The sequence below is a fragment of the Paraburkholderia strydomiana genome (assembly GCF_031456815.1).
Classification (GTDB): Bacteria; Pseudomonadota; Gammaproteobacteria; order Burkholderiales; family Burkholderiaceae; genus Paraburkholderia; species Paraburkholderia caledonica.
The window spans coordinates 59,425-79,831 of the sequence record NZ_JAVDVL010000017.1 but is presented as its reverse complement, the minus strand read 5'-3'; the positions used below and the strand labels follow the sequence as shown (position 1 = coordinate 79,831).

General features: G+C 59.6%; 18 protein-coding genes and 2 pseudogenes. 18 read left to right on the top strand and 2 right to left on the bottom strand.

Features of this window, described 5'->3' with window-relative positions; all coding sequences use genetic code 11:
• The first annotated feature begins 3 nt into the window (after positions 1-3).
• The 7 genes and pseudogenes from J2W46_RS30715 (at position 4) to J2W46_RS30685 (ending at position 8,925) form a co-directional block, all read left to right on the top strand.
• Positions 4-1,188: an OmpP1/FadL family transporter gene (locus J2W46_RS30715; RefSeq protein WP_310359053.1), complete on the top strand. Its 1,185-nt coding sequence runs from the start codon at positions 4-6 to the stop codon at positions 1,186-1,188.
• 83 nt (positions 1,189-1,271) lie between these two features.
• Positions 1,272-2,768, top strand: a complete 1,497-nt coding sequence (locus tag J2W46_RS30710) for an aldehyde dehydrogenase (protein ID WP_310359051.1) — start codon at positions 1,272-1,274, stop codon at positions 2,766-2,768.
• Between the two features lie 4 nt (positions 2,769-2,772).
• Positions 2,773-4,416, top strand: coding sequence for a GMC family oxidoreductase (locus tag J2W46_RS30705; protein ID WP_310359046.1), 1,644 nt, complete (start codon positions 2,773-2,775; stop codon positions 4,414-4,416).
• Positions 4,417-4,467: 51 nt separating this feature from the next.
• Complete coding sequence (locus J2W46_RS30700; RefSeq protein WP_310359044.1) at positions 4,468-5,961, top strand: methyl-accepting chemotaxis protein; 1,494 nt, start codon at positions 4,468-4,470, stop codon at positions 5,959-5,961.
• 105 nt (positions 5,962-6,066) lie between these two features.
• The gene (locus tag J2W46_RS30695; protein ID WP_310359042.1) at positions 6,067-7,374 is read left to right on the top strand and encodes a PAS domain-containing sensor histidine kinase; all 1,308 of its coding nucleotides are present in this window, start codon (positions 6,067-6,069) and stop codon (positions 7,372-7,374) included.
• Positions 7,375-7,444: 70 nt separating this feature from the next.
• Positions 7,445-7,681 carry a hypothetical protein gene (locus J2W46_RS30690; protein WP_374726893.1) on the top strand — a complete coding sequence of 79 codons (237 nt, stop codon included), beginning with the start codon at positions 7,445-7,447 and terminating at the stop codon, positions 7,679-7,681.
• Positions 7,682-7,775: 94 nt separating this feature from the next.
• Positions 7,776-8,925: pseudogene (locus J2W46_RS30685) on the top strand (IS256 family transposase).
• A gap of 197 nt (positions 8,926-9,122) precedes the next feature.
• Here the strand turns inward: J2W46_RS30685 and J2W46_RS30680 are convergent.
• A complete protein-coding gene (locus J2W46_RS30680; protein WP_310359041.1) occupies positions 9,123-9,947 on the bottom strand; it encodes an AraC family transcriptional regulator in 825 nt (274 codons plus the stop codon).
• Positions 9,948-10,232: 285 nt separating this feature from the next.
• On the opposite strand from J2W46_RS30680, the gene J2W46_RS30675 reads away from it, so the two are divergent.
• The 8 genes from J2W46_RS30675 to J2W46_RS30640 all read left to right on the top strand — a co-directional run bounded on the left by J2W46_RS30675 (position 10,233) and on the right by J2W46_RS30640 (position 17,541).
• Complete coding sequence (locus J2W46_RS30675) at positions 10,233-11,165, top strand: PhzF family phenazine biosynthesis protein (protein ID WP_310359038.1); 933 nt, start codon at positions 10,233-10,235, stop codon at positions 11,163-11,165.
• The gene (locus J2W46_RS30670) at positions 11,162-12,076 is read left to right on the top strand and encodes an ornithine cyclodeaminase family protein (RefSeq protein ID WP_310359035.1); all 915 of its coding nucleotides are present in this window, start codon (positions 11,162-11,164) and stop codon (positions 12,074-12,076) included. The genes J2W46_RS30675 and J2W46_RS30670 overlap by 4 nt, the downstream gene beginning before the upstream one ends.
• A gap of 47 nt (positions 12,077-12,123) precedes the next feature.
• On the top strand, positions 12,124-13,440 hold the full coding sequence (locus J2W46_RS30665; protein ID WP_310359032.1) for a dicarboxylate/amino acid:cation symporter: 1,317 nt from the start codon (positions 12,124-12,126) through the stop codon (positions 13,438-13,440).
• Positions 13,441-13,713: 273 nt separating this feature from the next.
• The gene (locus J2W46_RS30660; RefSeq protein ID WP_310359030.1) at positions 13,714-14,106 is read left to right on the top strand and encodes a VOC family protein; all 393 of its coding nucleotides are present in this window, start codon (positions 13,714-13,716) and stop codon (positions 14,104-14,106) included.
• 53 nt (positions 14,107-14,159) lie between these two features.
• Positions 14,160-14,432: a VOC family protein gene (locus J2W46_RS30655; RefSeq protein ID WP_310359027.1), complete on the top strand. Its 273-nt coding sequence runs from the start codon at positions 14,160-14,162 to the stop codon at positions 14,430-14,432.
• 54 nt (positions 14,433-14,486) lie between these two features.
• Positions 14,487-15,260 carry an alpha/beta fold hydrolase gene (locus J2W46_RS30650; RefSeq protein ID WP_310359161.1) on the top strand — a complete coding sequence of 258 codons (774 nt, stop codon included), beginning with the start codon at positions 14,487-14,489 and terminating at the stop codon, positions 15,258-15,260.
• A 162-nt stretch (positions 15,261-15,422) separates the two neighbouring features.
• Complete coding sequence (locus J2W46_RS30645) at positions 15,423-16,541, top strand: maleylacetate reductase (protein WP_310359158.1); 1,119 nt, start codon at positions 15,423-15,425, stop codon at positions 16,539-16,541.
• Between the two features lie 286 nt (positions 16,542-16,827).
• Positions 16,828-17,541: a substrate-binding domain-containing protein gene (locus tag J2W46_RS30640; RefSeq protein ID WP_310359023.1), complete on the top strand. Its 714-nt coding sequence runs from the start codon at positions 16,828-16,830 to the stop codon at positions 17,539-17,541.
• 110 nt (positions 17,542-17,651) lie between these two features.
• On the opposite strand, the gene J2W46_RS30635 is transcribed toward J2W46_RS30640, so the two are convergent.
• Entirely contained in the window at positions 17,652-17,864 is a 213-nt protein-coding gene (locus J2W46_RS30635; RefSeq protein WP_310359168.1) for a hypothetical protein, read from the bottom strand.
• A gap of 466 nt (positions 17,865-18,330) precedes the next feature.
• On the opposite strand from J2W46_RS30635, the gene J2W46_RS34440 reads away from it, so the two are divergent.
• The 3 genes and pseudogenes from J2W46_RS34440 to J2W46_RS30630 all read left to right on the top strand — a co-directional run.
• A complete protein-coding gene (locus J2W46_RS34440) occupies positions 18,331-18,513 on the top strand; it encodes a Tar ligand binding domain-containing protein (RefSeq protein WP_374726892.1) in 183 nt (60 codons plus the stop codon).
• 316 nt (positions 18,514-18,829) lie between these two features.
• Positions 18,830-18,985, top strand: a complete 156-nt coding sequence (locus J2W46_RS34435) for a Tar ligand binding domain-containing protein (protein ID WP_374726891.1) — start codon at positions 18,830-18,832, stop codon at positions 18,983-18,985.
• Positions 18,933-19,766: pseudogene (locus tag J2W46_RS30630) on the top strand (methyl-accepting chemotaxis protein); the annotation flags it as partial. The gene J2W46_RS34435 and the pseudogene J2W46_RS30630, both read left to right, overlap by 53 nt.
• Between the last annotated feature and the right edge of the window lie 641 nt (positions 19,767-20,407).

Sequence of the window (20,407 nt, the reverse complement as noted above, 5' to 3'; positions counted from 1 at the left end):
ACGATGTCAAAGCGCTTTGGCAGGACCGGCTGTGTGCGCGCGCTAACCGCGAGCGCCCTTGTAATACTCCCCGTGAAGCATGCAGTGGCTGTCGACGGCATCGCGCTTAGCGGGTCCAATGTCCTGTCCGCCGGTATGGGCGGAACTTCGATCGCGTATCCGCAGGACAGTACAGCCGCGGCCGACAATCCTGCCGGCATGGGGCTAGTCGGATCGCGCACCGACTTCGGCCTTCAGCTTCTTGAGCCGTTGACAGACTTCAACTACGGAAGTGCCTCCAACAGGCTGCATAGCGGAAAAGTATATCCGGTTCCCAACGGTGGCGCGAACTGGCAGATTTCGCCGCGGCTCACGTTGGGCGTCTCGCTGTTCGGCGTTGGTGTGGGCACGAGCTATGGCCGACCCGCGCTCCCGATTGCCGGTGCCGGAGTGGCTCAATCGAGCTTGCAGACCGCAATCGCTGCGCCGACTGTCACGTACAGAATTACTGAACACAACATCGTCGGTTTCAGTCTGGCGCTGGCCTACCAGCGATTTTCTGCGAATGGCGCCATTGTCCCCATGAGCGACGGGACACTCCAGCCGCTGCCTTCGCACGGTGTGTCGAACGCGTTCGGCTACGGAGCACGGGTCGGTTACATCTGGCAACCGACGCCTGCTTTCACCTTTGGAGCAAGTTACGCCTCGCGCATCCGGATGAGTAAGCTCGCCGGCTACAAGGACGACCTGCTGGCGGCTGGCGGCGGCCGCATCGATATCGGCGCCCAATACGGCGTCGGCATTGCCTACAGGATCATACCGAGCGTGACACTGGCGGCAGACTGGTTACATATGGAGTTTTCCAATACGGTAATCGGCTCCGCGCAAGGATTCGGCTGGCAAAACCAGGACTTCTTCCGCGTCGGTGCGGCGTGGGACGTCAATTCGCGGTGGACGCTGCGCACGGGGTTCTCACGCGGCAATCATCCGATCGGACCGTCAGTGGTCGCGCAGAATCTGCTTTCCGCGATGCCGGTCTCAACATCGGTTTCCGTCGGCACGACGTACCGGTTGAACAGGACCGATGAAGTGAGCGGAGTGTTCGAATATGGATTCCCTGTCACGGTGACCGGAGCCGGCGCCAGTACCGGGTTCAGTGAACGAACGAGAACCGAGGTCGTCGGCGTCAGTTTTGGGCACCGCTTCTAGGGCGCATGCCTCAGCGAAGCGATGCCGGCCAGACCGGTTGTCTTATCCCGCCACGAAAAAAGCAGTTAATACCAGGAGAACCCATGCCTACGTTTCCGTTCGACCCGAAATCCGAACTGACCCACGACGTCCTATCCCGCTTTTACATTGATGGGCAGTGGGTGAAAGCCGTGTCCAACGCATCGGTCTCACTTGTGGCGCCCTCGACCGGGCAGGCCTTTGCATCGGTCCCCCTTGCGAACACCCAGGATGTTGACAAGGCTGTCGAGGCTGCGCGAAGGGCGTTCGATAACGGGCCATGGCCACGCATGACCGGCCCGGAGAGGGCGGCTTGCCTGCGAAGGATGTCCGCGGCGCTGGCGTCGCGCATGCAGCTTCTGTCGCGTATCTGGACTGCGGAAGTCGGCGCGCCCGTCTGGTTCGCGGATATGTTCGTGCCCACGGCGACGGCAATGCTTGACTACTACGCCGACCTTGCATCGACGTTCGCTTTCGAGGAAAGTCGGCCGACGCGCAATGGCGCGGCCAGCATTATCCGGCAGCCCGTCGGCGTTGCCGCGCTGATCGCGCCGTGGAATGCGCAGTTGCCAATTCTGTCTTACAAGCTGGGTGCGGCACTGGCTGCAGGCTGCACGGTGGTGGTTAAAGCACCGCCTGAAACGCCGTTCGACGCACTCGTCGTCGCACAATGTGCGCATGAGGCAGGCCTCCCGCCGGGCGTGCTGAACGTGATTACTGCCGATGCAGACGGTGGCGCGCATCTGGTAGCCAAGCGGGAAGTCGACAAGGTCAGCTTCACTGGAAGCACAGCGACAGGAAAAGTGATTGCCAAGACTTGCGCAGACCGGCTCGCGAGAGTGACGCTCGAACTGGGCGGAAAATCCGCCGCCATCGTTCTGGATGACGCGGAACTGAATCCGACGCTCGCCGCGCTAGTGCCGTTCACAATGCCGTTCTCCGGCCAGATCTGCTTCGCGCAGACAAGAATCCTGGTTCCGCGCACGCGCGAGCAGGAGTTCGTCGAAGCCTATAGCGCGGTCATTGGCTCTCTCAAGGTAGGGGACCCCTGGGACATGGCCACGCAGGTTGGCCCGCTCGCGAGCCGCCGTCAGCTCGACCGGGTGCTCGGATACATCGAGGCGGGGCGTAAGGAAGGGGCGCGGATCACGACGGGCGGTGCCCGGAGCCCTCGATTCGAACTAGGGTTCTTCGTCGAGCCTACGGTGTTCGCAGGCGTGACAGCCGACATGACGATTGCCCGCGAAGAAATTTTCGGCCCCGTCGCGTCGATCATCGCGTACGACGACGTCGACCAGGCGGTGGCATTGGCGAACGACACCGACTTCGGACTGAGCGGTACGGTGTTCACCAGCGACGTCGAGCGCGGTTATGCAATGGCGCGGCGGATCAGAACCGGCAACGTTTCGGTGAACGGACTGGAGATGGCGCCTAACGTGCCGTTTGGCGGCTTCAAGCAATCGGGGATCGGCAGAGAGGGCGGTCCGGAAGGCTTGCATGCATTCCTGGAAGACCAGGCGATATATCTTCCTGCAGGTTCGCCGCGCGCGCGGCAGGAGTGACGTGATGGACTACGACTACATTGTGGTCGGCGCCGGGAGCGCTGGCTGCGTGACGGCGAGCCGACTGGTTCGCGAGTGGCGGGCGAAAGTACTGTTACTGGAAGCGGGGCCGCCAGCCAACAGCGCCCTTATCCGTATGCCAGCCGGGACGTTCAAGATGCTGTTCAACGGTAGCCCTTATATCAAGCGCTACGCGTCGGGCCAGCAGGCGTCGCTGGGCGGTCGCACGGTTTCCATTCCGCAGGGCAACGTTGTCGGCGGCGGCAGCTCCGTGAATGCGATGGCCTATACCAGAGGATCGCGTACCGACTACGAACGCTGGGTCGCCGCTACTGGCGATACGGGTTGGTCGTGGGAGGGATTATTGCCGTATTTCCGCAAACAGGAGGGCAATCAGCGACTCGACAACGAGGCGCACGGCGCGGACGGCCCACTGAAGGTTTCGGACCCGTTGTACAAAGCCGATGTGGCGGACCGGTTTGTGCGCGCCATGCAACGCCAGGGCTTACCGTTCGCAGCGGATTTCAATGCCGGAACGCTGCGCGGAGTCGGGTACATGCAGACGACTACGCACGGGGGGCAACGCTGCAGCGCTGCAGATGCGTTTCTTGCGCCCGTCATGTCGGATCCGCTGCTGTCCCTGATCACACAAGCCAATGTGCACCGCATTATTTTCGAAGGAGAACGGGCGGTCGGTGTCGAATACTCCGCAGGCGGTGCGCTCGTGCAGGCGCGGGCGTCATCTGAAGTGATCGTCTGCGCCGGCGCTTTTGCGACGCCCAAACTGCTGATGTTGTCGGGCATCGGTCCCGCCGCCCATCTGCGCGAACACGGCGTGGAGGTGCGGGTCGACTCGCCGGGCGTGGGCGAAAACCTGCAGGACCATAACGTCGCGGTGGTCTCCATGACCACGCACGGGCAGCACGGTTACTTTGGCGAAGATCGCGGGGTACGTGCTCTGTGGAATGGATTGCAATACCTCGCGTTCCATAATGGCCCTATTGCGTCGAACGGCGCGGAAACTATGGCATTCGTGAACCTCAGAGTCCCGGACGGCGAACCGGACCTGCAGCTTTATTGCGTTGGGGTAATGTGGCCCGATCCGCAGGCTCCAAAGCCGTCCCATGGCATGACGCTGATGGCAAATCTTGTCCGGCCGCGCTCGCGCGGAACAGTGCGACTGAAATCGGCCGACCCGACAGACGATGCATTGGTCAATCCCAACTGGCTCCAGGATGACGAAGACACGAAGCGGCTCGTCGAAGCGATCCGGTATCTGAGACGAGTCGCGGCTCATGAACCTTTCGCGTCTATCGTAAAGGCCGAAGTGGGGCCGGGGCGCCAGCTCCAGTCAGACGACGAACTCTCCGGGTACATCAGACGGACCACGGAATCCAACTATCATCCGGTCGGCACATGCAGGATGGGACATCCTGACGATCCGATGGCGGTTCTGACGCCGGATCTCAAAGTGAAAGGCGTCACCGGGCTGCGTGTGTTCGATGCATCGATGATGCCGTCGATCATCAGCTCCAATACGAACGCGACGGTAATGGCGGTCGCGGATCGAGCGGTGGACATCATGATGTCGAGCGCAACCGTGGTATCTGCGGCGCGCGACCGTTCGCATGCGGTGCACGCCGGGTGAAACCATGACAGCCATCCGGGACGCTGCGAGCGATCTTTGCGAGGTGCAAACATGACGTCAAACGGACGCCGTCCACTCGTTATGGTGGCACTTGATGGGAACGTTGAATACGTGAACGACACATTCGTGAAATCGCTCGGGTGGTCCCGCGAAGCCGTGCTCAATGCGCCAGCGTCGTCGCTACTTGCGGATATACCTAAGGCCGTCCTGCTCGATCTCCAGAAGACCGTGCGAGCCAATCGCCCATGGATTGGATTCCTCGCTTACCGAACGGTGACTGGTGAGGTTTTTTGGGCCCGATCGAACCTGATGCCCAGCCGTTCCGGAAAACGGGCAATTGCGATGATCGAACCCATCGAACTTGCCGAAGCCGCCGACGTAGCCCACGCCTACCGAATGATCGGTGACGGCAGCAGGGACTGGTCTATACACGGCGGAAGAGTTCGGAAGAAAAGATGGTTCGGTTGGCCGTCCAACGCCATACGCGTAAGTTTGCGTTGGAAGATTGCGAGCATCGCGCTCGGGCTGTTGCTGGCATCGTTTTCGGCGTGCATCGCATCTTCCAATGGAATACGTCCGGAAGCTATATGCGCCGTACTGCTTTCAGTCTTCGGCATTGCCGGTTGGCTTTTGACAAGGATGGTCTATCGGCCTTTGCGCGAAATTACCCGGGTGGCTATTGGTCTGGCGGCAGGACAACTCGACATTGCGCCTGGCTTGCCGCGTGATGACGAATTAGGGGACGTCCTGCTGCTACTCAACCAGGCGATCCTGAACTTGCGGACAACGGTAGCCGATGTGCGTGACGGAGTGATCCAGGTATCCTCGGGGACGGAGACGCTTTCTGGCGGAAATCGTGACCTGTCGGCACGTACCGATCAACAGGTTAGTAGTATTCAGAATACTGCAGCTAGTGTCGAGCAGCTCAACGCGACGATTTCGAACAATACGGAGGCGGCCAGGGAGGCAGATCGGCTTGCGCAGGAATCCACGGTTGTGGCACGTGCGGGAGGAGAGATAGTCGAGAGACTGGCCGAGATCATGCGGCAGGTTGATGCATCCAGCTCAGAAAGCGGGAGCATACTGGGTGTGATCGATGGGATCGCGTATCAGACCAACATTCTTGCTCTAAACGCCGCAGTTGAAGCGGCTCGTGCGGGACCAGGCGGGCGCAGCTTTGCGGTCGTGGCCGCTGAGGTGAGGGCTCTTGCTCAGCGAAGCGCGGCGGCCGCCAATGAAATCCGTAGCCTTGCCACAAATAGCGTAAATCTGGCCCAGGAGGGCCGCGGCGTCGCAGAAAGAGCCGGCGCGAAAATGCGGGAAACGGAGGCCGCCGTAACCACAGTCTGCAACCTGATTGGTGAGATAAAGGATGCGTGTTCCGAACAACGGCATGGCATGGTGCAGATCGAAGAGGCAATAACAGCGATTGACGTTACGACGCAACAGAATTCGGCACTGGTGGACACGGTTGCATCGATCTCCGAAGAGATCCGTCTGAAAGCGGCCGGCGTCGCGCAAGCCGTCTCCCTCTTCGACATCTGACCTGACGCCTGGCGTAGATCGCGAGAGACACCGTTTCACAGCTTGAAAGACCGCGAGAGCGCCTCTCCAGTGAATCCGGTGCCTTAAAGGCATTCGTCATGCCTCATGGGAAAATTTTTCGGCAGGAAGGCTCGCGAGATGGATACAGGTGCTAGCGTTAAGAACGAATTCTTCGAGGCCGACATCCGAAATGCGGCCCATACCGGCGAACCGGACGACAGCGACGCACGGTTGGCCACCGAGGAGGGATCGCAGGTCTGCCAGGTGCGGCATATTCCGGAGAAGAAGGCGGAGGGCAATGTTGTCGGCGTACTCGGCGTCGCGCGCGGTGTGACTAACTTGAAAGCGACGGAATGCGCACGGCGTGGGAGCGGGGCCACCTTTCATACTTTGGCTCAGCATGCCCCAGAGATGATCGTCCGTTACGACTGCAGTTGTCGTTGTTGCTATGCCGACCCTAGGTTCGAACGGGTCAGCGGCGTCAGCGCATCCGATGCAGTGGGAAAAACGCCCGCTGAGTTATCGACCAAGGCGATGCCGGCGTTGCAAATGATCACTGGAACGCTTAAGCAGGTAATGGCGAGCGGGATCGGCGCCAAGATGGACCTCATCCTGGAGAGGGCCGGAAAGTCGGTCGGCTGGCACGTAAGCGCGGTTCCCGAGCCAGATGCTGGTGGAGAAATACGGGGGGTGCTGACGATATGGACTGACATCGTAGAGCGGATGGAGGCCGACGTCCGATTGCGCGACTCGTATGCTCTGTTGCAGGAGTTGACATCGCGACGGGAAACAGCGCGGGAGGAAGAGCGCAGGCGCATTGCCCGCGAGATGCACGATGAGCTGGGGCAACAACTGACGGCGCTGCGCATGGGTGTGTCGGCAATGCGTATGGAGTTCGCGACAGGCAACCCGGCGCTTCTGGGTCGTTTTCAGAATCTGTTGGGCCTCGCGGACGGGACGATGCAGGTGGTGCGCAACGTGATTGCATCGCTGCGGCCAGCCGCGCTCAACGCTGGCATTGTCGCGGCACTGGAGTGGCAGGCTGCTGAGTTCTCCCGAGATGGCCGTGTGACCTGCAGGCTAAACATCGCCGACGACAATCTGGTCCTGGACGAGGCGCGAGCGGTGGCGCTGTTTCGCATCGTACAGGAGGCGCTGACGAATGTTGCGCGCCATGCTCAGGCAAACCAGGTCACCATTTCGCTCAAGAAAGTCGCCCGTCACTGGATTCTCAAAATATGTGACGACGGGCACGGGTTCGATCCGATGGCGAACAGTATGAAATCGTTCGGGCTGGTTGGTATGCAAGAGCGCGCGCACATGCTGGCTGGCGAAATCTCGGTTCTCAGCGCGCCGGGACGGGGTACGTCGATTACCGTGCGCATACCGGTAGACGACACTGCGCGCACTTGAGCGGAGGGACTGTGGCTGCTGGCTCGCGCCGTGTCAGACCAACATTCTTGTTCTAAACGCCGCAGTTGAAGTGGCTCGCGCGGGACCAGGCGGGCGCAGCTTTGCGGTCGTGGCCGCCGATGTGAGGGCTCATGCTCAGCGAAACGCAGCGGCCGCCAATGAAATCCTTAGCCTCGCCATAAATAGCATAAATCTGGCGCGAGAGGGCCGCAGAGTCGCGGAAAGAGCCGGCGCGAAAATGCGGGGAACGGAGGCCGCGGTAACCACAGTCGGTGAGAAAGGATGCTTGCTCCGTACGACGGCATGACATGATGCAGATCGGAGAAGCCATAACAACGATTGACCGAGCCTGCCAGAATTCGTGTGACGAGGTCATGAGACGACAACGCAAATAACGTCCTATGACCGAAGCAACCGTGACCAGGAAGAGCAAGAACCAGAAAGCGCCGAAGCCGTTCGCCGACGAGTTGACCGACCAACTGCTGGCGCAGATTCAGAACGGCGACGCCGAGTCGATTTTCGGCGAATCGGGCGTCGCATGGCAACTGAAGAAGCAACCAGCCGAGCGCATACTGGGGGTGGAGCTGACCCATTATCTCGAGAGCGAAGTGGAGCAAAGGCACGGAAGACAATCGTCGCAACGGGAGCAGCCCGAGGACCGTTCTGACGCCCAATGGGAAATTGAAGCTGGATATTCCACGTGACCGACAGTCGACGTTCAAGCCGCAATTGGTGGGAAATATCAGCGCCGACTGGCCAGTTTCGACGACCACATTATCAGCATTTGCGCGTGCGGCATGGGCGTGCGTTAGATCCAGGGCCATTTGCTGGCCCAATCGTGTATTTCGACGCGCTGCGGCTGAAGATCCGCGGCGAAGGGACGGCTAGAGCAAGGCGGTGTATCTCGCGCTGGGCATTCGGGCCGGCGGCCGCAAGCAAGAGCTGGGTTTGCGGATTGAACAAACTGAGGGTGCGAAGTTCTGGCTGAGGGTCTTCATCGAACTGAAGAACCCGCTTTGCACGAATTCTGATCGCCGTCGTCGACGGCTTGCGGTTTCCCGGAAGCGATCGAGGCAGTCTATCCGGCGCCCCAGGTCCAAATCTGCATCGTGCATCTAATCCGCAATTCGCTGAATCTGGCGAGCTGGAAATACCGCAAACTGCTGGCTGCCGCGATCAATCCGATCTACCAGGCCCAGGCGGCGGCAGCGGCGCTCGACGCCTTTGCGCAAAGCGAGTGGGGTCGCAAACTTCCTATCGTCGCGGCCATGTGGCATCGCCAAGGCGAGCAGGTGATCCTCTTCTTCGCCTATAACCCGAGGTACGTCGAATTGTACACACGACAACGCAATCGGGAGCATGCACATGCAGTTGCGCAAGATCGTCAAGAACCGCGGCCACTTTCCGGGTGGCGAAGCGGCCAGCAAACTGCTGTACCTGGCCTTGCGCAACATCGAAAAGGACTGGAGGATGCCACCTATCACCTGACGGCAAGCAATCAATCAATTCGCCAATGTGTTCGGCGAGCGATTTACCGCCGCCCTCAGCTGAGTTTTTCAACCGACCTCAGCACACAAAGTTTCTGACAGCGCTCCCAATTGACGCGACGACGCAACAGAATTCGGCACAGCCGGACGCCGTTGCCTCGATCTCCGAAGATATCCATCAAAAAGCGGCCGGTGTCGCGCAAGCCGTCTCGCTCTACGACATCTGACATAAGGCCAGGCTAGATCGGGCCACGCACCGGATCACAGCTTGAAAGACCGCGGCAGCGCCTCTCCATATTTCTTGAAAAGGCGCGCGAGATACGACGGTGAATCAAGGCCAACCGCAGCAGCGGCCGCAACCACTGTCATGTCGGGTGCCTGTAGCAGCACAGCCGCGCGGCGCACACGCTGCCGCGATTGGTATTCGACGATCGAATTACCCACCTCTTCTCGAAACATCCGTGTCAGCGTGCGCCGAGACAGGCTGAACTCGTAGGCGATACGATCGAGCCCGACCGAACGATCTAGTGTTGAGTCGAGATACGTCTGGATATCATTCACGAGTTCCCGGCGAGCTTGTGCGGCCGACAAGGGCGCCCGTTCCACCATCAACCCCGCTTCGACGCACGTGGCGGCCACCATTCTCGCCGTCAGTTCCTTGCGATAGATTGCGAGATCGCCGCCTTCACGGCTGCCGGTCTCGGTTGCGAGCCGCACCGCTTTAAGCAACGGCAATGGAGCAGACCGGGTCGATATCTGCGTGCAGGAAAGCGCTCCCTGCGCTTTGCGTTCGCAATACCCGACGAAATCGCTCGCGACATAGACAGCGATGTGCTCCTGGTCAGCTTGGTAGGCACGTGTGTCGTGAAGACGTCGCGGCGGGACCATGACGAACGACATCGGCGCCACCCACAACGGAGCAGCGTTCGGTTCCACATTGATGATCAGTTGGCCTGTACGGGGCAGCAGGAACATGTACTCATCATGCTCGTGTGGTTGCGTGCGGTAATTGCCGACAGAAATCTCACGGACATCGGCGACTCGATCTCCGGACAAGTGGCTATGCGTGGTCGGATAGTGCTTCATGGAATCGGCCTCGAGGCACTGAAACGGTGCGCGACCGCTAGAGAAGCGGCCTTTGAAGGCTGCGCATCGAGACAGGCGGCCAGTATAACGGTTAAAGCTTGGCACGCGCGCACGGAGATCTTCCTGAGCAGCCAGCTATTCGGGAAAAACCGGATGGGTCCGGAAACCAGTACGGTGGGGGACGCAAGCGCTTGGCCCGATCGTGCGAATGCCGGTGCCCGATAGGCTGCGAAACTTTTTTTTTGCTTCGGCATGCTGGCGACATTTACTCGCTGGAGCCTGTTGATGACCTTTGTAAAAGACGCATCCGTCTCACCATATTCATTCAACGCCGCATTTCCACCTCGCGGGAATCTTCACTTCGTGCGTGTCTTTCCGTCGGGGCCCGGTGGCGGCAATCCCGCTCCGGTCGTTCTGGATGCAGACGCGATGCCCGCCGATGCGATGAAGGCGATCGCCGCGCACTATGGCCACGAAAGCGCATTCGTTTGCATGCCGCACGATGCGGCAAACACTATGCGCCTTCGCTTTTTCGTTCCTGAGCACGAGATGGAGATGTGCGGTCATGCGACGCTGGGCGCTTTGTGGTTACTGCGCAGGCTCGGCCGTTGGACGTCGCGCGTTGCAACTCTGGAAACGCTCAGCGGTATTGTCGACGCCCGTTACTGCGAACACACGCAATCGATTGCCGTGAGTCAGCCGAAAGGCAGCGTTGTACCGGTCGGCGATGAAACGCTGCGTGCCAGGATATGCGACGTGCTGCGCATCAACGTCGAGGAACTGGATTCACTCGGCATTGTGAACGCGACGACGAGCCGGACCAAGACGCTAATCCCGGTCCGCTCGGTACAGCGCCTTAATTCACTGACGCCGTCGCTCGACGATGTTCAGGAGTTGTGCGATGCACTGGGGTCAACAGGGCTGTATCCGTTTGCCGTAGAAAGCGCAGAGCCGTTAAACGTGCATGCCCGCCAATTTCCACGCTCGTCTGGCTACCCGGAGGATGCGGCGACCGGTATCGCTGCAGCCGCGATGCTCTACGGCGCATTGCATTACCGTCTTCTTGCACATGGAGCATCGGATATGATCGTGCACCAGGGCTATGCAATGGGAAAGCCATCGTGCATTCTCGTTCGAATGCGAATTCCCGGCGACCCTGACGCCGGCTGCTGGATCAGCGGGGCGGTGGAGAGCACGACGTTGGAGCCGGTGCAATGAAGCTCTTCAACAACCAGGAAATCGCCGCTCATCTGGACGTATCTTCAGCATCTGAAGCAATTCGCGCCGCTTATCTCGACCTCGCCAGCGGCGCTGCCGCGATTCAGCCACGAGCGCGCATTGGTCTCGGCGACGTGAAGTTCAGCGCAATGAGTTCCATGCTGGGATCGGCGCGGACAGCTGCAATCAAGATGTATACAACCATCGATGGACAATTTCGCTTCTATATCGGATTGTTTTCACTGATAGATGGTGCGTTCGTCGCGATGTTCGAAGGCGATGCTATCACTGGCATACGCACTGCCGCGACTACGGCGCTCGCTGCCCAACATCTTGCGCGCGCTGGCAGCCGAAGTCTGGGCTTGTTTGGAAGCGGCTTGCAGGCTCGAGCGCATGCCGAGGCGTTCGCCGAACGGGACGGCTTGCGCGAAGTACTGATTCACAGTCACGACGGCAAGAGCGCGAGCGCACTCAGCGATATTCTTCGACGCCAGTTTGATCTCGACGCCCGGGTCGTGGAGCCGGAAGAGGCGGCCGGTGCAGACATCGTGGTGCTCGCAACGCGCGCTTCCGAACCAGTGATTAAAGGGGAGTGGCTTCGACCGGGCTCGTTCATCGCAAGTATCGGTGCGACGCGTCCCGAGCAGCGCGAAATTGACGACGCATCGCTGTCCGCGGCGTCCCGCATCGTCGTCGACTGGATGCAGCAGACGCCATACGAAACCGGCGATCTTCTGCGGCCGCCGCGCGCTCTGATCGAGAGTAAGCCGATGGTCGATCTGTCGTCGGTCATAGGCGCCAACGAGTACCGTAACGCCAATGCCGCAGACATCGTGATCTACAAGGCCGTCGGCATAGCGCTGCAGGACGCAGCTGTCGCCTGGCTGGCCTACACGCGACTCACCTCCTGAAACGTCTCGCCAATGTTCCCTCCTTACGGAGATATTCGGAGTCACCTGTGAAATTTCCTCTCACTGCACGTATTCTCGCTGGCATGTTGCTCGGTATCGTAACCGGCGTAATTTGTCACGCGACGTTGCCCGGCACAGACGCCACTGCCCAGTTCGGTGGCTATTTCGCGCTGCTCGCACAGTTGTTTCTGCGGCTGATAAAAATGATCATTGCGCCACTCGTGTTCTGCACACTTGTGATCGGCGTGACAAAAATCGGCGATGTGCGCGCAGTCGGACGCATTGGACTCAGAACGCTGGGTTGGTTTCTGGTCGCCTCATTTTTTTCGCTGGCGTTTGGCGCGCTGATTGCCAACTGGCTACATCCGGGGAGCGGTCTCAACTTGCCGTTACCGGCGTCAAACGCGTCTTCCGGACTGAATTCGGGCGCGCTGTCATTGAAAGAGTTTGTCGTACACCTCGTTCCCGCCAGCATCGTTCAGGCCATGGCCGGCAACGAAATCCTGCAGATCGTCGTGTTCGCGGCTTTTTTTAGTATCGGCCTCACGGTGATCGGCGATAAGGCGCAACTTGTCGTGCAACTGCTGGATCAGATTGCGCACGTGATGTTGAAAGTGACGGGTTACGTGATGGCGCTGGCACCGTTTGCTGTATTCGGCGCTATCGCAAGCGTGGTGACGACGCGCGGCCTATCGGTGCTCATCACATACGGCCGGTTCATGGGCGAGTTCTATGCAAGTCTGATTGCCCTGTGGTTTCTACTAGTCTTGGCCGGTAGTTTGTTGCTTGGGCGTAGAGTGTTTGCGCTCGTGCGTCACATGCGCGTTCCGATGCTGATCGGTTTCAGCACGGCGAGCAGTGAGTCGGTGTACCCTAAGACTCTGGAGCAGCTCGCACGATTTGGCGTCCCCGAACGGATCGCAAGCTTTGTATTGCCGATCGGCTACTCGTTCAATCTCGATGGCACCATGATGTACTGCACGTTTGCGACGCTTTTCATCGCGCAGGCTTATGGTGTCCATCTTTCATTCGCACAGCAACTGTCGATGCTTGCGATCCTTATGTTGACGAGTAAAGGCATGGCGGCAGTGCCTCGTGCATCGCTGGTTGTGATCGCCGCGACACTCGGTCAGTTCAATATTCCCGAGGCGGGGCTCCTGTTAATCATGGGCGTTGATCATTTTCTCGATATGGGGCGTACGGCGACCAACGTGCTCGGTAATGCTATCGCTTCGGCAGCCGTGGCGAAATGGGAAGGAGTGCTTGCGCCGTCGTCGCTTGAGGCGGTTGTAATCCAAGATGCTGGTGAGCATCACGAGAATGAACTGCGTACTGGCGATGAAACGGTTGTTGCGAATGTTTGACGCGGATATCGCGTTGGAACGATCTGATTTACGTATTGCTCGCCGGTTCCGGTGACTTGCCTGTTGCTGGCACTAACATGGCTTTCGATCCGTCGGCGCCTGCCGTCTGATAGCACGCCCTCTGTCGGTCCATCCCGATTCGGCATGGAACACATTCAGCTTTGAGGGTGGTGCTTCCCTTCGCTGAATTCCATACTGGCTTTCAAGCTGGCCGGCTAGCGGGGTATCGATTGCCGGTGCGGCGGTCTGACTACTCACCAACCAGGAGACGCAATGGAAACCGGGCTGATACGTGGACTCCATCACATCACGCTGTGCACGTCGACGGCACAAGGCGACGTCAACTTCTTCGTCAAGGTAATGGGGCAACGCTTCATCAAGCGTACGCTGTTCTCCGATGGCCGCATTCCGATTTATCACCTGTATTTCAGCGATGCGGACGGAACGCCCGGAACCGTAATGACAACATTCCCGATGCGTCGCACGCGATTGGTCGGCCGCAAGGGGTCCGGGCAATTTACTGCGATTGCTTATTCGGTGCCCGGAGGATCGATTGATTTCTGGCGCGAACATTTCGGTCGGAACGGGGTGAAGATTGCCGAGGAATCGGAACGGCGGGCAGTGGCGGCGGCCGGCGCATCGACGTACTACACATGCCGGATTTGAGGCAAGGAACATGGACGCTCGCCGAAGGGATCGTTCATCACGGAGCGTTGGATGTGCCCGACTACGACGCACAGGCTCGCGTCAAGTTCGATACCGAGGGCATGGGTTTTACCGATTTCTCTGACCGGAAGAATCGTGGTTACTTCGAATCGATTTACGTGCGTACGCCGGGCGGCGTCATGTTCGAGGCGACGAAATCTCTCGGGTTCAAGATGGACGAGGACGAGGCGAGCCTCGGGAGCGAATTGAAGATATCGCCACAGTTCGACATGTCGCACGATGACCTGCGCAAGCTGATGCAGTTGGAGGATCCGATCGATGTCTGACGGGAAAAATCGGGGGCAACGCGCCCGGTCAAGTAGGAGGGAACTGTGAAATCGATGAGGCTCGTTGGGCATGGGCCCAAAAAAATCCTGCTGTTTCCGGGGCTGCTCGGAACACGTGATGCGTTCGACGAGATGTTGCGCTACGCGGACCTTGATGCGTTTCAGTACGCGGTGGTTGAGTATCGCGGTTATGGTCACGCACGCAGCGATATCGGTTTGCTGACATTACGTGAAGCGGTCATTGACGCCGTACGGCTAGTCGAGTATCTGGGCTGGGCGCGAGTTGCCGTGGGCGGGCATTCGCTGGGGGCACTCGTGGCGCAGATGCTGGCGGTTGCATTGCCTAACCGTGTAAACGCGATCGTGTCGATCGCGGGACTAAGCGCGAACGGCGCGAGTACCGATCCGGAACGGATGGCATTTATGCAGTCCTTGGCCTGTTCGCGGGAGCGGCGTGAGGCGCTTGTGCGGGCAGGAACTGCCGGGCGCTATGCAGAGGCGGTTGCCTGGGATGCGATCGACGGACGTGCGCTTGCCAGCTACGCATTGGACGCGAGTCGGACCGATATTCACGAAGAGGTTCGAAAACTCGACACGCCAGTGCTGGTGCTCATCGGCGAGCACGATCCGAATTGCACCGAGGCAATTGCCCGCGCGACGACGTTGCGATGGTATCGACATGCCATGTTGGAAGTGCTGCGCGGTGCGGGGCACTATCCGACGTTCGAGACTCCGGCGGCGACTCTGTCGGCGATTGAACACTTCGTCGCCTTCCCGGAGGAGAGCATCGAGCAAAGCAAAAGGGAGTCATCGGCAGGGCAAGCCTGACGAGCTCCCGATCGGGCGCGTTTTCCGGCAAGCTACTGATGCCGCGGAACGCGCGGTCGATCCATATTTCTTATCCACCGAGTACGAGATCCGCGCGTGCGCTACATCCTCACGCGCTCGCGATTGCGTCTCGATCAACGTCCGGACATCTCCGATCTCGCCATGTTCCAGCGTTCATTCATCTTTTCGTCACTGCCATCCCGTGTGGTTTTCGGCGTCGGCAGTCTCAGCAATTTGCCTGCTGAATTCAACGAGTTGGGAGTCGAGCGAGCGCTCGTAGTCTGCACACCCGAGCAGTCCGACCTCGCTTACTCTGTGGCTAGAATGCTCGGCGACAGATGCCGTGATGTGCTCCCCGGCGCGGTCATGCATGTGCCGATCGAAGCGGCGCGCCGGGCACGTGCGCACGCATTGGACGCCGGTGCGGATTGTATCGTGGCCGTCGGTGGGGGCTCGACGATCGGACTCGGGAAAGCGATCGCATTGGAGTCGAGCATTCCGATCCTCGCGATTCCGACCACCTATGCCGGCTCCGAGATGACGCCGATCTACGGTCTCACAGAAAATGGAGCGAAGAAGACGGGGCGTGACCTCAGGGTATTGCCTCGTACTGTAATCTATGATCCGGAGCTCACGGTGTCGCTGCCAGCACGGATGAGTGCGACAAGCGGCATCAATGCGATTGCACATTGCGTCGAAGCGCTCTATGCCGGGAACGCAAGTCCCTTCACGTCAATGATGGCCGAAGAAGGAATCCGGTATCTCGCGCGCGGGCTGCCGCAAGTGGTGCAGCGTCCCGGCGATCTGGACGCCCGCGCGGAATGCCTGTACCGCGCATGGCTAGCCGGCTCGGTGCTGGCAACGACTTCAGTGGCGCTTCATCACAAACTCTGTCACACATTGGGCGGTATGCTGAATCTGCCCCACGCTGAAACGCATGCGGTTGGTCTACCCCATGCGACGGCCTACAACGCTTCGGCGGCACCGCAGGCGATGGATGGCATATGTCGAGCGCTGGAGAAGAGAGATGCAGCACAGGGTTTGTTCGATGTCGCGGCACAGTTGGATGTACCGCTTTCCTTAAAGGCGCTCGGGGTGCAATTTGCAGACCTCGATCGCGTCGCTGACGCCGCGCTGACTGCACCGTATCCGAATCCACGCCCGCTGGATCGCGCCGCGATCCGTGTGTTGCTCGAGAACGCGTATTGGGGGCGTCGGCCAGGCACCGCACTCGAGTGCGTGAGCTCGCTCAGCGGACGGGAGCTCCCCCCGGAAAACTGACCGTCTGCGCACGCACGGAGCCCGCTCAATATGGCATGTCAGGTCGCCGTTCGCTAGTAGCATACGAATGGAATGCGGTCGACTCCGAATGACGAGATATCGCTCGGCTATTTCCGCCAGACTGATTTCGCCGCAGGTTGAGCTGGCAGTGAAAGCCGCGAGCCGGCGAGCCCGCTAACTTACGGATGGTTTACTCAGTGGGGTGAACTCACCATAGCAAATTCGCATAACAGCTAGTAGGAACTTCGCACTAGGCGACGCACCGCCTGACAGGCAAAATCGGCCAATGAAAAAGGTTGCTGCCTCTCTCTCCGATGTCAGATTGACCGGCGTATCGTCTATGGCTACGCGGCAATTTGTCGCCGACGTTGGCGTGTTCTACCGCAAACAATGCGGTATCGACGTGCATTTTATGTCTGTTGGCGGGGTCGACGCTGCACGATTGGTGAGGCAAGGGAATTCGTTCGATCTCGCCGTGCTCGCAAGCGATGCCATCGACGCGTTGATTTCCGATGGTCATATAGTGGGCGACAGTAAGATCGATGTTGTCCGCTCAAAAGTAGCAGTGGCCGCACGTGCCGGCACACCGCACCCCGCGATAGATAACGAGCGAGCACTTTGTGACGCAATACGCGCCGCACGCAGCATCGGATACTCCACCGGACCGAGCGGGAAGGCCCTTCTCAATCTGCTGGATGCGTGGGGGATTGCCGATTCGATTGCCGATCGGTTAGTACTGTCGCCACCGGGCGTGCCGGTCGGCCAACTCGTTGCAGACGGAGTGGTGGACTTGGGTTTTCAACAATTTAGCGAATTGATGAATCTTCCCGGCATTGACGTACTGGGAACGATGCCGCACGACTGCGCGATCGTGACGACGTTTTCGGCGGGACTCTGTGTAAACGCGACGCACCGAACGGAAACGCGGGAACTGCTTGATTTCCTGCGCTCGCAGGTAACCGATGAGCTCAAGTATCGCCACGGCATGGAACCAGCGTGATCTCCTTTTGTCACGAATCTTCCCATCGCGCTGTTTGCGATAGCGCATGCCACAGATCCTGTCTTGACCCGATGGCTACAGTGGCAGCCAGTTGCTATGTCCAGTGTCGGCTAGGCATTCGATCTGTTTGATCCCTTCATCCTGCTGAGACTGCAAAGATGACTCAGGCCGCTCAGCGTACCTTCCTGATCACCGGCGCGAGCAAAGGCGCCGGCCGTGCACTCAGCAGGCGGCTCGTAAGCGCGGGTCACCGCGTCGTCGACCTCGCGCGCGGCGAAGACGACTTCCCCGGCGTAGTCGGGGCAGTTGATCTCGCCGACCATGTGGCGACGGACACCCTACTGCAGGAACGTACGCGCCGCTTCGCTTCTGAGGGCGTCGTCGACGCGCAACCTCGGATACACCAACGCGCTTGGTCATCGCAAGCCTCACCGCCTCTTTACGGTATTCCTTTGTGTATATGGCTTCGGGGATTAGAGTCATGTATAGCTCCATTCCTCGGTTCTACGGAATGTTGGCGTCCACTTTTTCGGGCGGGACTCAGACTTCAGCGGAGCGCACAATCTGGTCAACATTCGTAGGCCCAGGCAACAAGGGATTCGTGAAGGACGACTACGCGACATCCTGTCTTTACGGATATCCCCTTGCGCCGCTCTAGGATGTCTAGACCAAAAAAAAAGCCAACGCCGGCAACCGGCATTGGCCCAAGACATACACACACACCCGGCAGGGATCAGCCGGCCTGGCTACACGGATTACGGCGGCCGCTCTTAGGAAGCTATCGCGCGGGTGCGCTTGCGACTCGACCGCGTGACGGCGGGGCAGGATGTGGCGAGCCCCGCGACTCTCGCATCCGCCGCCGCATTGATTAGCGAGTCCGACCGCGCGTGGGCAACCTATATGGCTTTTACGGCCGGTGACGAAGAGAGGCGCGTGCAATCACAATCCGGCTGGTTTTTTAGAGTCTGGTGAAAAAGATGAGACCAACGCTCCCGGGATTCGCAAGCTTCCCCGAGAATGCCCGTTGCCGCCTTTCCACGCACGGGGAGTACTTCCTCATAGTACGAAGCCGGAACCGAATGCTCGGCCTTCCCGGGCGTTTGGCCTTGCTGGTTCCCTTCCTCACGGCGGCCGAGGCGATGAAACAGGCGCATTTGACTTCAGGCATTCTCCACTCACGCTTTCAGCATTTTCACACAAGGCTATTTTTGGCTTTCTTGTCTAAAGGGTGTCACATGGAGGCCGTTAAGCCGTCACATGTTAACGCCCGAAAACGAGGTTCACAGCAATGAAAATCCGCACCCTCCTCGCTGCCACCCTTTTTGCATTGGCCTTTCTCTTGGCCATGATCGGCGTGCTGGGCATCTATGGCATTCATTCGACTAACGATGCGCGACGACGAACTCGGAGGACTACTTCGCAGTCTCGCGAGAATGCGGGATAGTTTGCGCGAGACGGTGATGACCATCCGTACGGGCGTTGATCATGTAGCCGACGCGGCCGACGAAATTGCCTCCGGCAATGGAGATCTGTCTAAACGCACTGAACAGCAGGCCGCTTCGCTCGAGGAAACAGCGGCCAGCATGGAAGAACTGACCGCGACGGTGAAACAGACGGCAGACAACACGCGTGAAGCGAGCAATCTCGCCAAGGTGGTCAGCGATGCTGCCGGCGGCAGTGCCGATGCTGTCAAACGGCTTGCGGACACCATGAGCGAACTGAGGCTTGGGTCGAGCGAGATCGCAGAGATTACCGCGATCATCGAGGGCATCGCGTTCCAGACCAATATTCTCGCGCTCAACGCGGCGGTCGAGGCCGCGCGGGCCGGCGAACAGGGGCGTGGGTTCGCTGTCGTGGCGACTGAAGTTCGCGCGCTCGCACAGCGTTCCGGCAAGGCGGCGAAGGAGATCAAGGATCTGATCGGCGCATCGGTGACTCGCGTCGAGGAGGGCGCAACGCAAGCCGTCGATGCGGCCGGGCGGATGGATCACATGCTCGTGGCGATCGATCGCGTCGCCGTGTTGCTTGGTCAAATCGCGTCGGCCTCGCAGGAGCAGGCGCGCGGCATCGAGCAGGTTAATACTGCCGTCTCCCACATGGACGAAGTGACACAGCAGAATGCGGCCCTCGTCGAAGAGGCCGCCGCGGCGTCTGAATCGATGACGGAGCAGGCGTCAAAAATACGTGGTGTGGTGGCGGGTTTCAAAGTCCACGCAGCCACCTGACGTCGATTGCTTCCGAGCGGCGATGCAGTCCGGTGTAGGCGTTAGTTTTTGGGCGAGCGCCACCGATAGCCAGTTCCTTTCACATGCGTCATGACGGTCGCACCTTCAAATAGCCTGTGCGAGCTCTGAGCACGTTCCGCGAATGCGCAGCGCTCGCACGTCGCTGCCCGAGTGCGGATATTTCTGGAGGAGGGCGCGCGGCGCTGCCGAGTGTGACGCGTTTTCATGAACGCCAGTTCAGAGCATTAACAGGTCTATTGTGATAAGAACAGTTATCGCGCCAGTCGTGTTTTCGCCAACATCTGCTGCGGCTCGCGACTTCGAATGGCCGGTGTGGAGCGGCTCGAAAGGCCCAGTACGACCCCTTGCCGTCATCGGACCGTTCGACGGCGCATGGCGGCTTTCGGTAGCGAAAGCGCCATTCGTCGGGGACTAACCTCGCATCGCCGGCCTCCGAATCGCTGCATACCGGGCGTCGTTTCGTCATGCAGGGAAAGCCGGTCGTGTGAAGCGTCACGTGACCGCGGCTCCACGCGAGGCAGTTCCCGCCTATCGAGATCGCGGCTGCCGGCAGCAGCATGAAGCGTGGTGCGAACGGGGCAGCACGACGTCGGTAATGGTTTCGATGAACGATGGCAGGC

Excerpts from the sequence above, each read along its gene's own strand:
- J2W46_RS30705 (WP_310359046.1), top strand. The coding sequence starts at position 2,773 with ATGGACTACGACTACATTGTGGTCGGCGCCGGGAGCGCTGGCTGCGTG.
- J2W46_RS30670 (WP_310359035.1), top strand. The coding sequence starts at position 11,162 with ATGAAGCTCTTCAACAACCAGGAAATCGCCGCTCATCTGGACGTATCT.
- J2W46_RS34435 (WP_374726891.1), top strand. The coding sequence starts at position 18,830 with ATGAAAATCCGCACCCTCCTCGCTGCCACCCTTTTTGCATTGGCCTTT.
- J2W46_RS30640 (WP_310359023.1), top strand. The coding sequence starts at position 16,828 with ATGAAAAAGGTTGCTGCCTCTCTCTCCGATGTCAGATTGACCGGCGTA.
- J2W46_RS30645 (WP_310359158.1), top strand. The coding sequence starts at position 15,423 with ATGTTCCAGCGTTCATTCATCTTTTCGTCACTGCCATCCCGTGTGGTT.
- J2W46_RS30715 (WP_310359053.1), top strand. The coding sequence starts at position 4 with ATGTCAAAGCGCTTTGGCAGGACCGGCTGTGTGCGCGCGCTAACCGCG.
- J2W46_RS30635 (WP_310359168.1), bottom strand. The coding sequence starts at position 17,864 with ATGGTCGGCGAGATCAACTGCCCCGACTACGCCGGGGAAGTCGTCTTC.
- J2W46_RS30650 (WP_310359161.1), top strand. The coding sequence starts at position 14,487 with ATGAGGCTCGTTGGGCATGGGCCCAAAAAAATCCTGCTGTTTCCGGGG.
- J2W46_RS30695 (WP_310359042.1), top strand. The coding sequence starts at position 6,067 with ATGGGAAAATTTTTCGGCAGGAAGGCTCGCGAGATGGATACAGGTGCT.
- J2W46_RS30680 (WP_310359041.1), bottom strand. The coding sequence starts at position 9,947 with ATGAAGCACTATCCGACCACGCATAGCCACTTGTCCGGAGATCGAGTC.
- J2W46_RS30710 (WP_310359051.1), top strand. The coding sequence starts at position 1,272 with ATGCCTACGTTTCCGTTCGACCCGAAATCCGAACTGACCCACGACGTC.
- J2W46_RS30675 (WP_310359038.1), top strand. The coding sequence starts at position 10,233 with ATGACCTTTGTAAAAGACGCATCCGTCTCACCATATTCATTCAACGCC.
- J2W46_RS30660 (WP_310359030.1), top strand. The coding sequence starts at position 13,714 with ATGGAAACCGGGCTGATACGTGGACTCCATCACATCACGCTGTGCACG.
- J2W46_RS30700 (WP_310359044.1), top strand. The coding sequence starts at position 4,468 with ATGACGTCAAACGGACGCCGTCCACTCGTTATGGTGGCACTTGATGGG.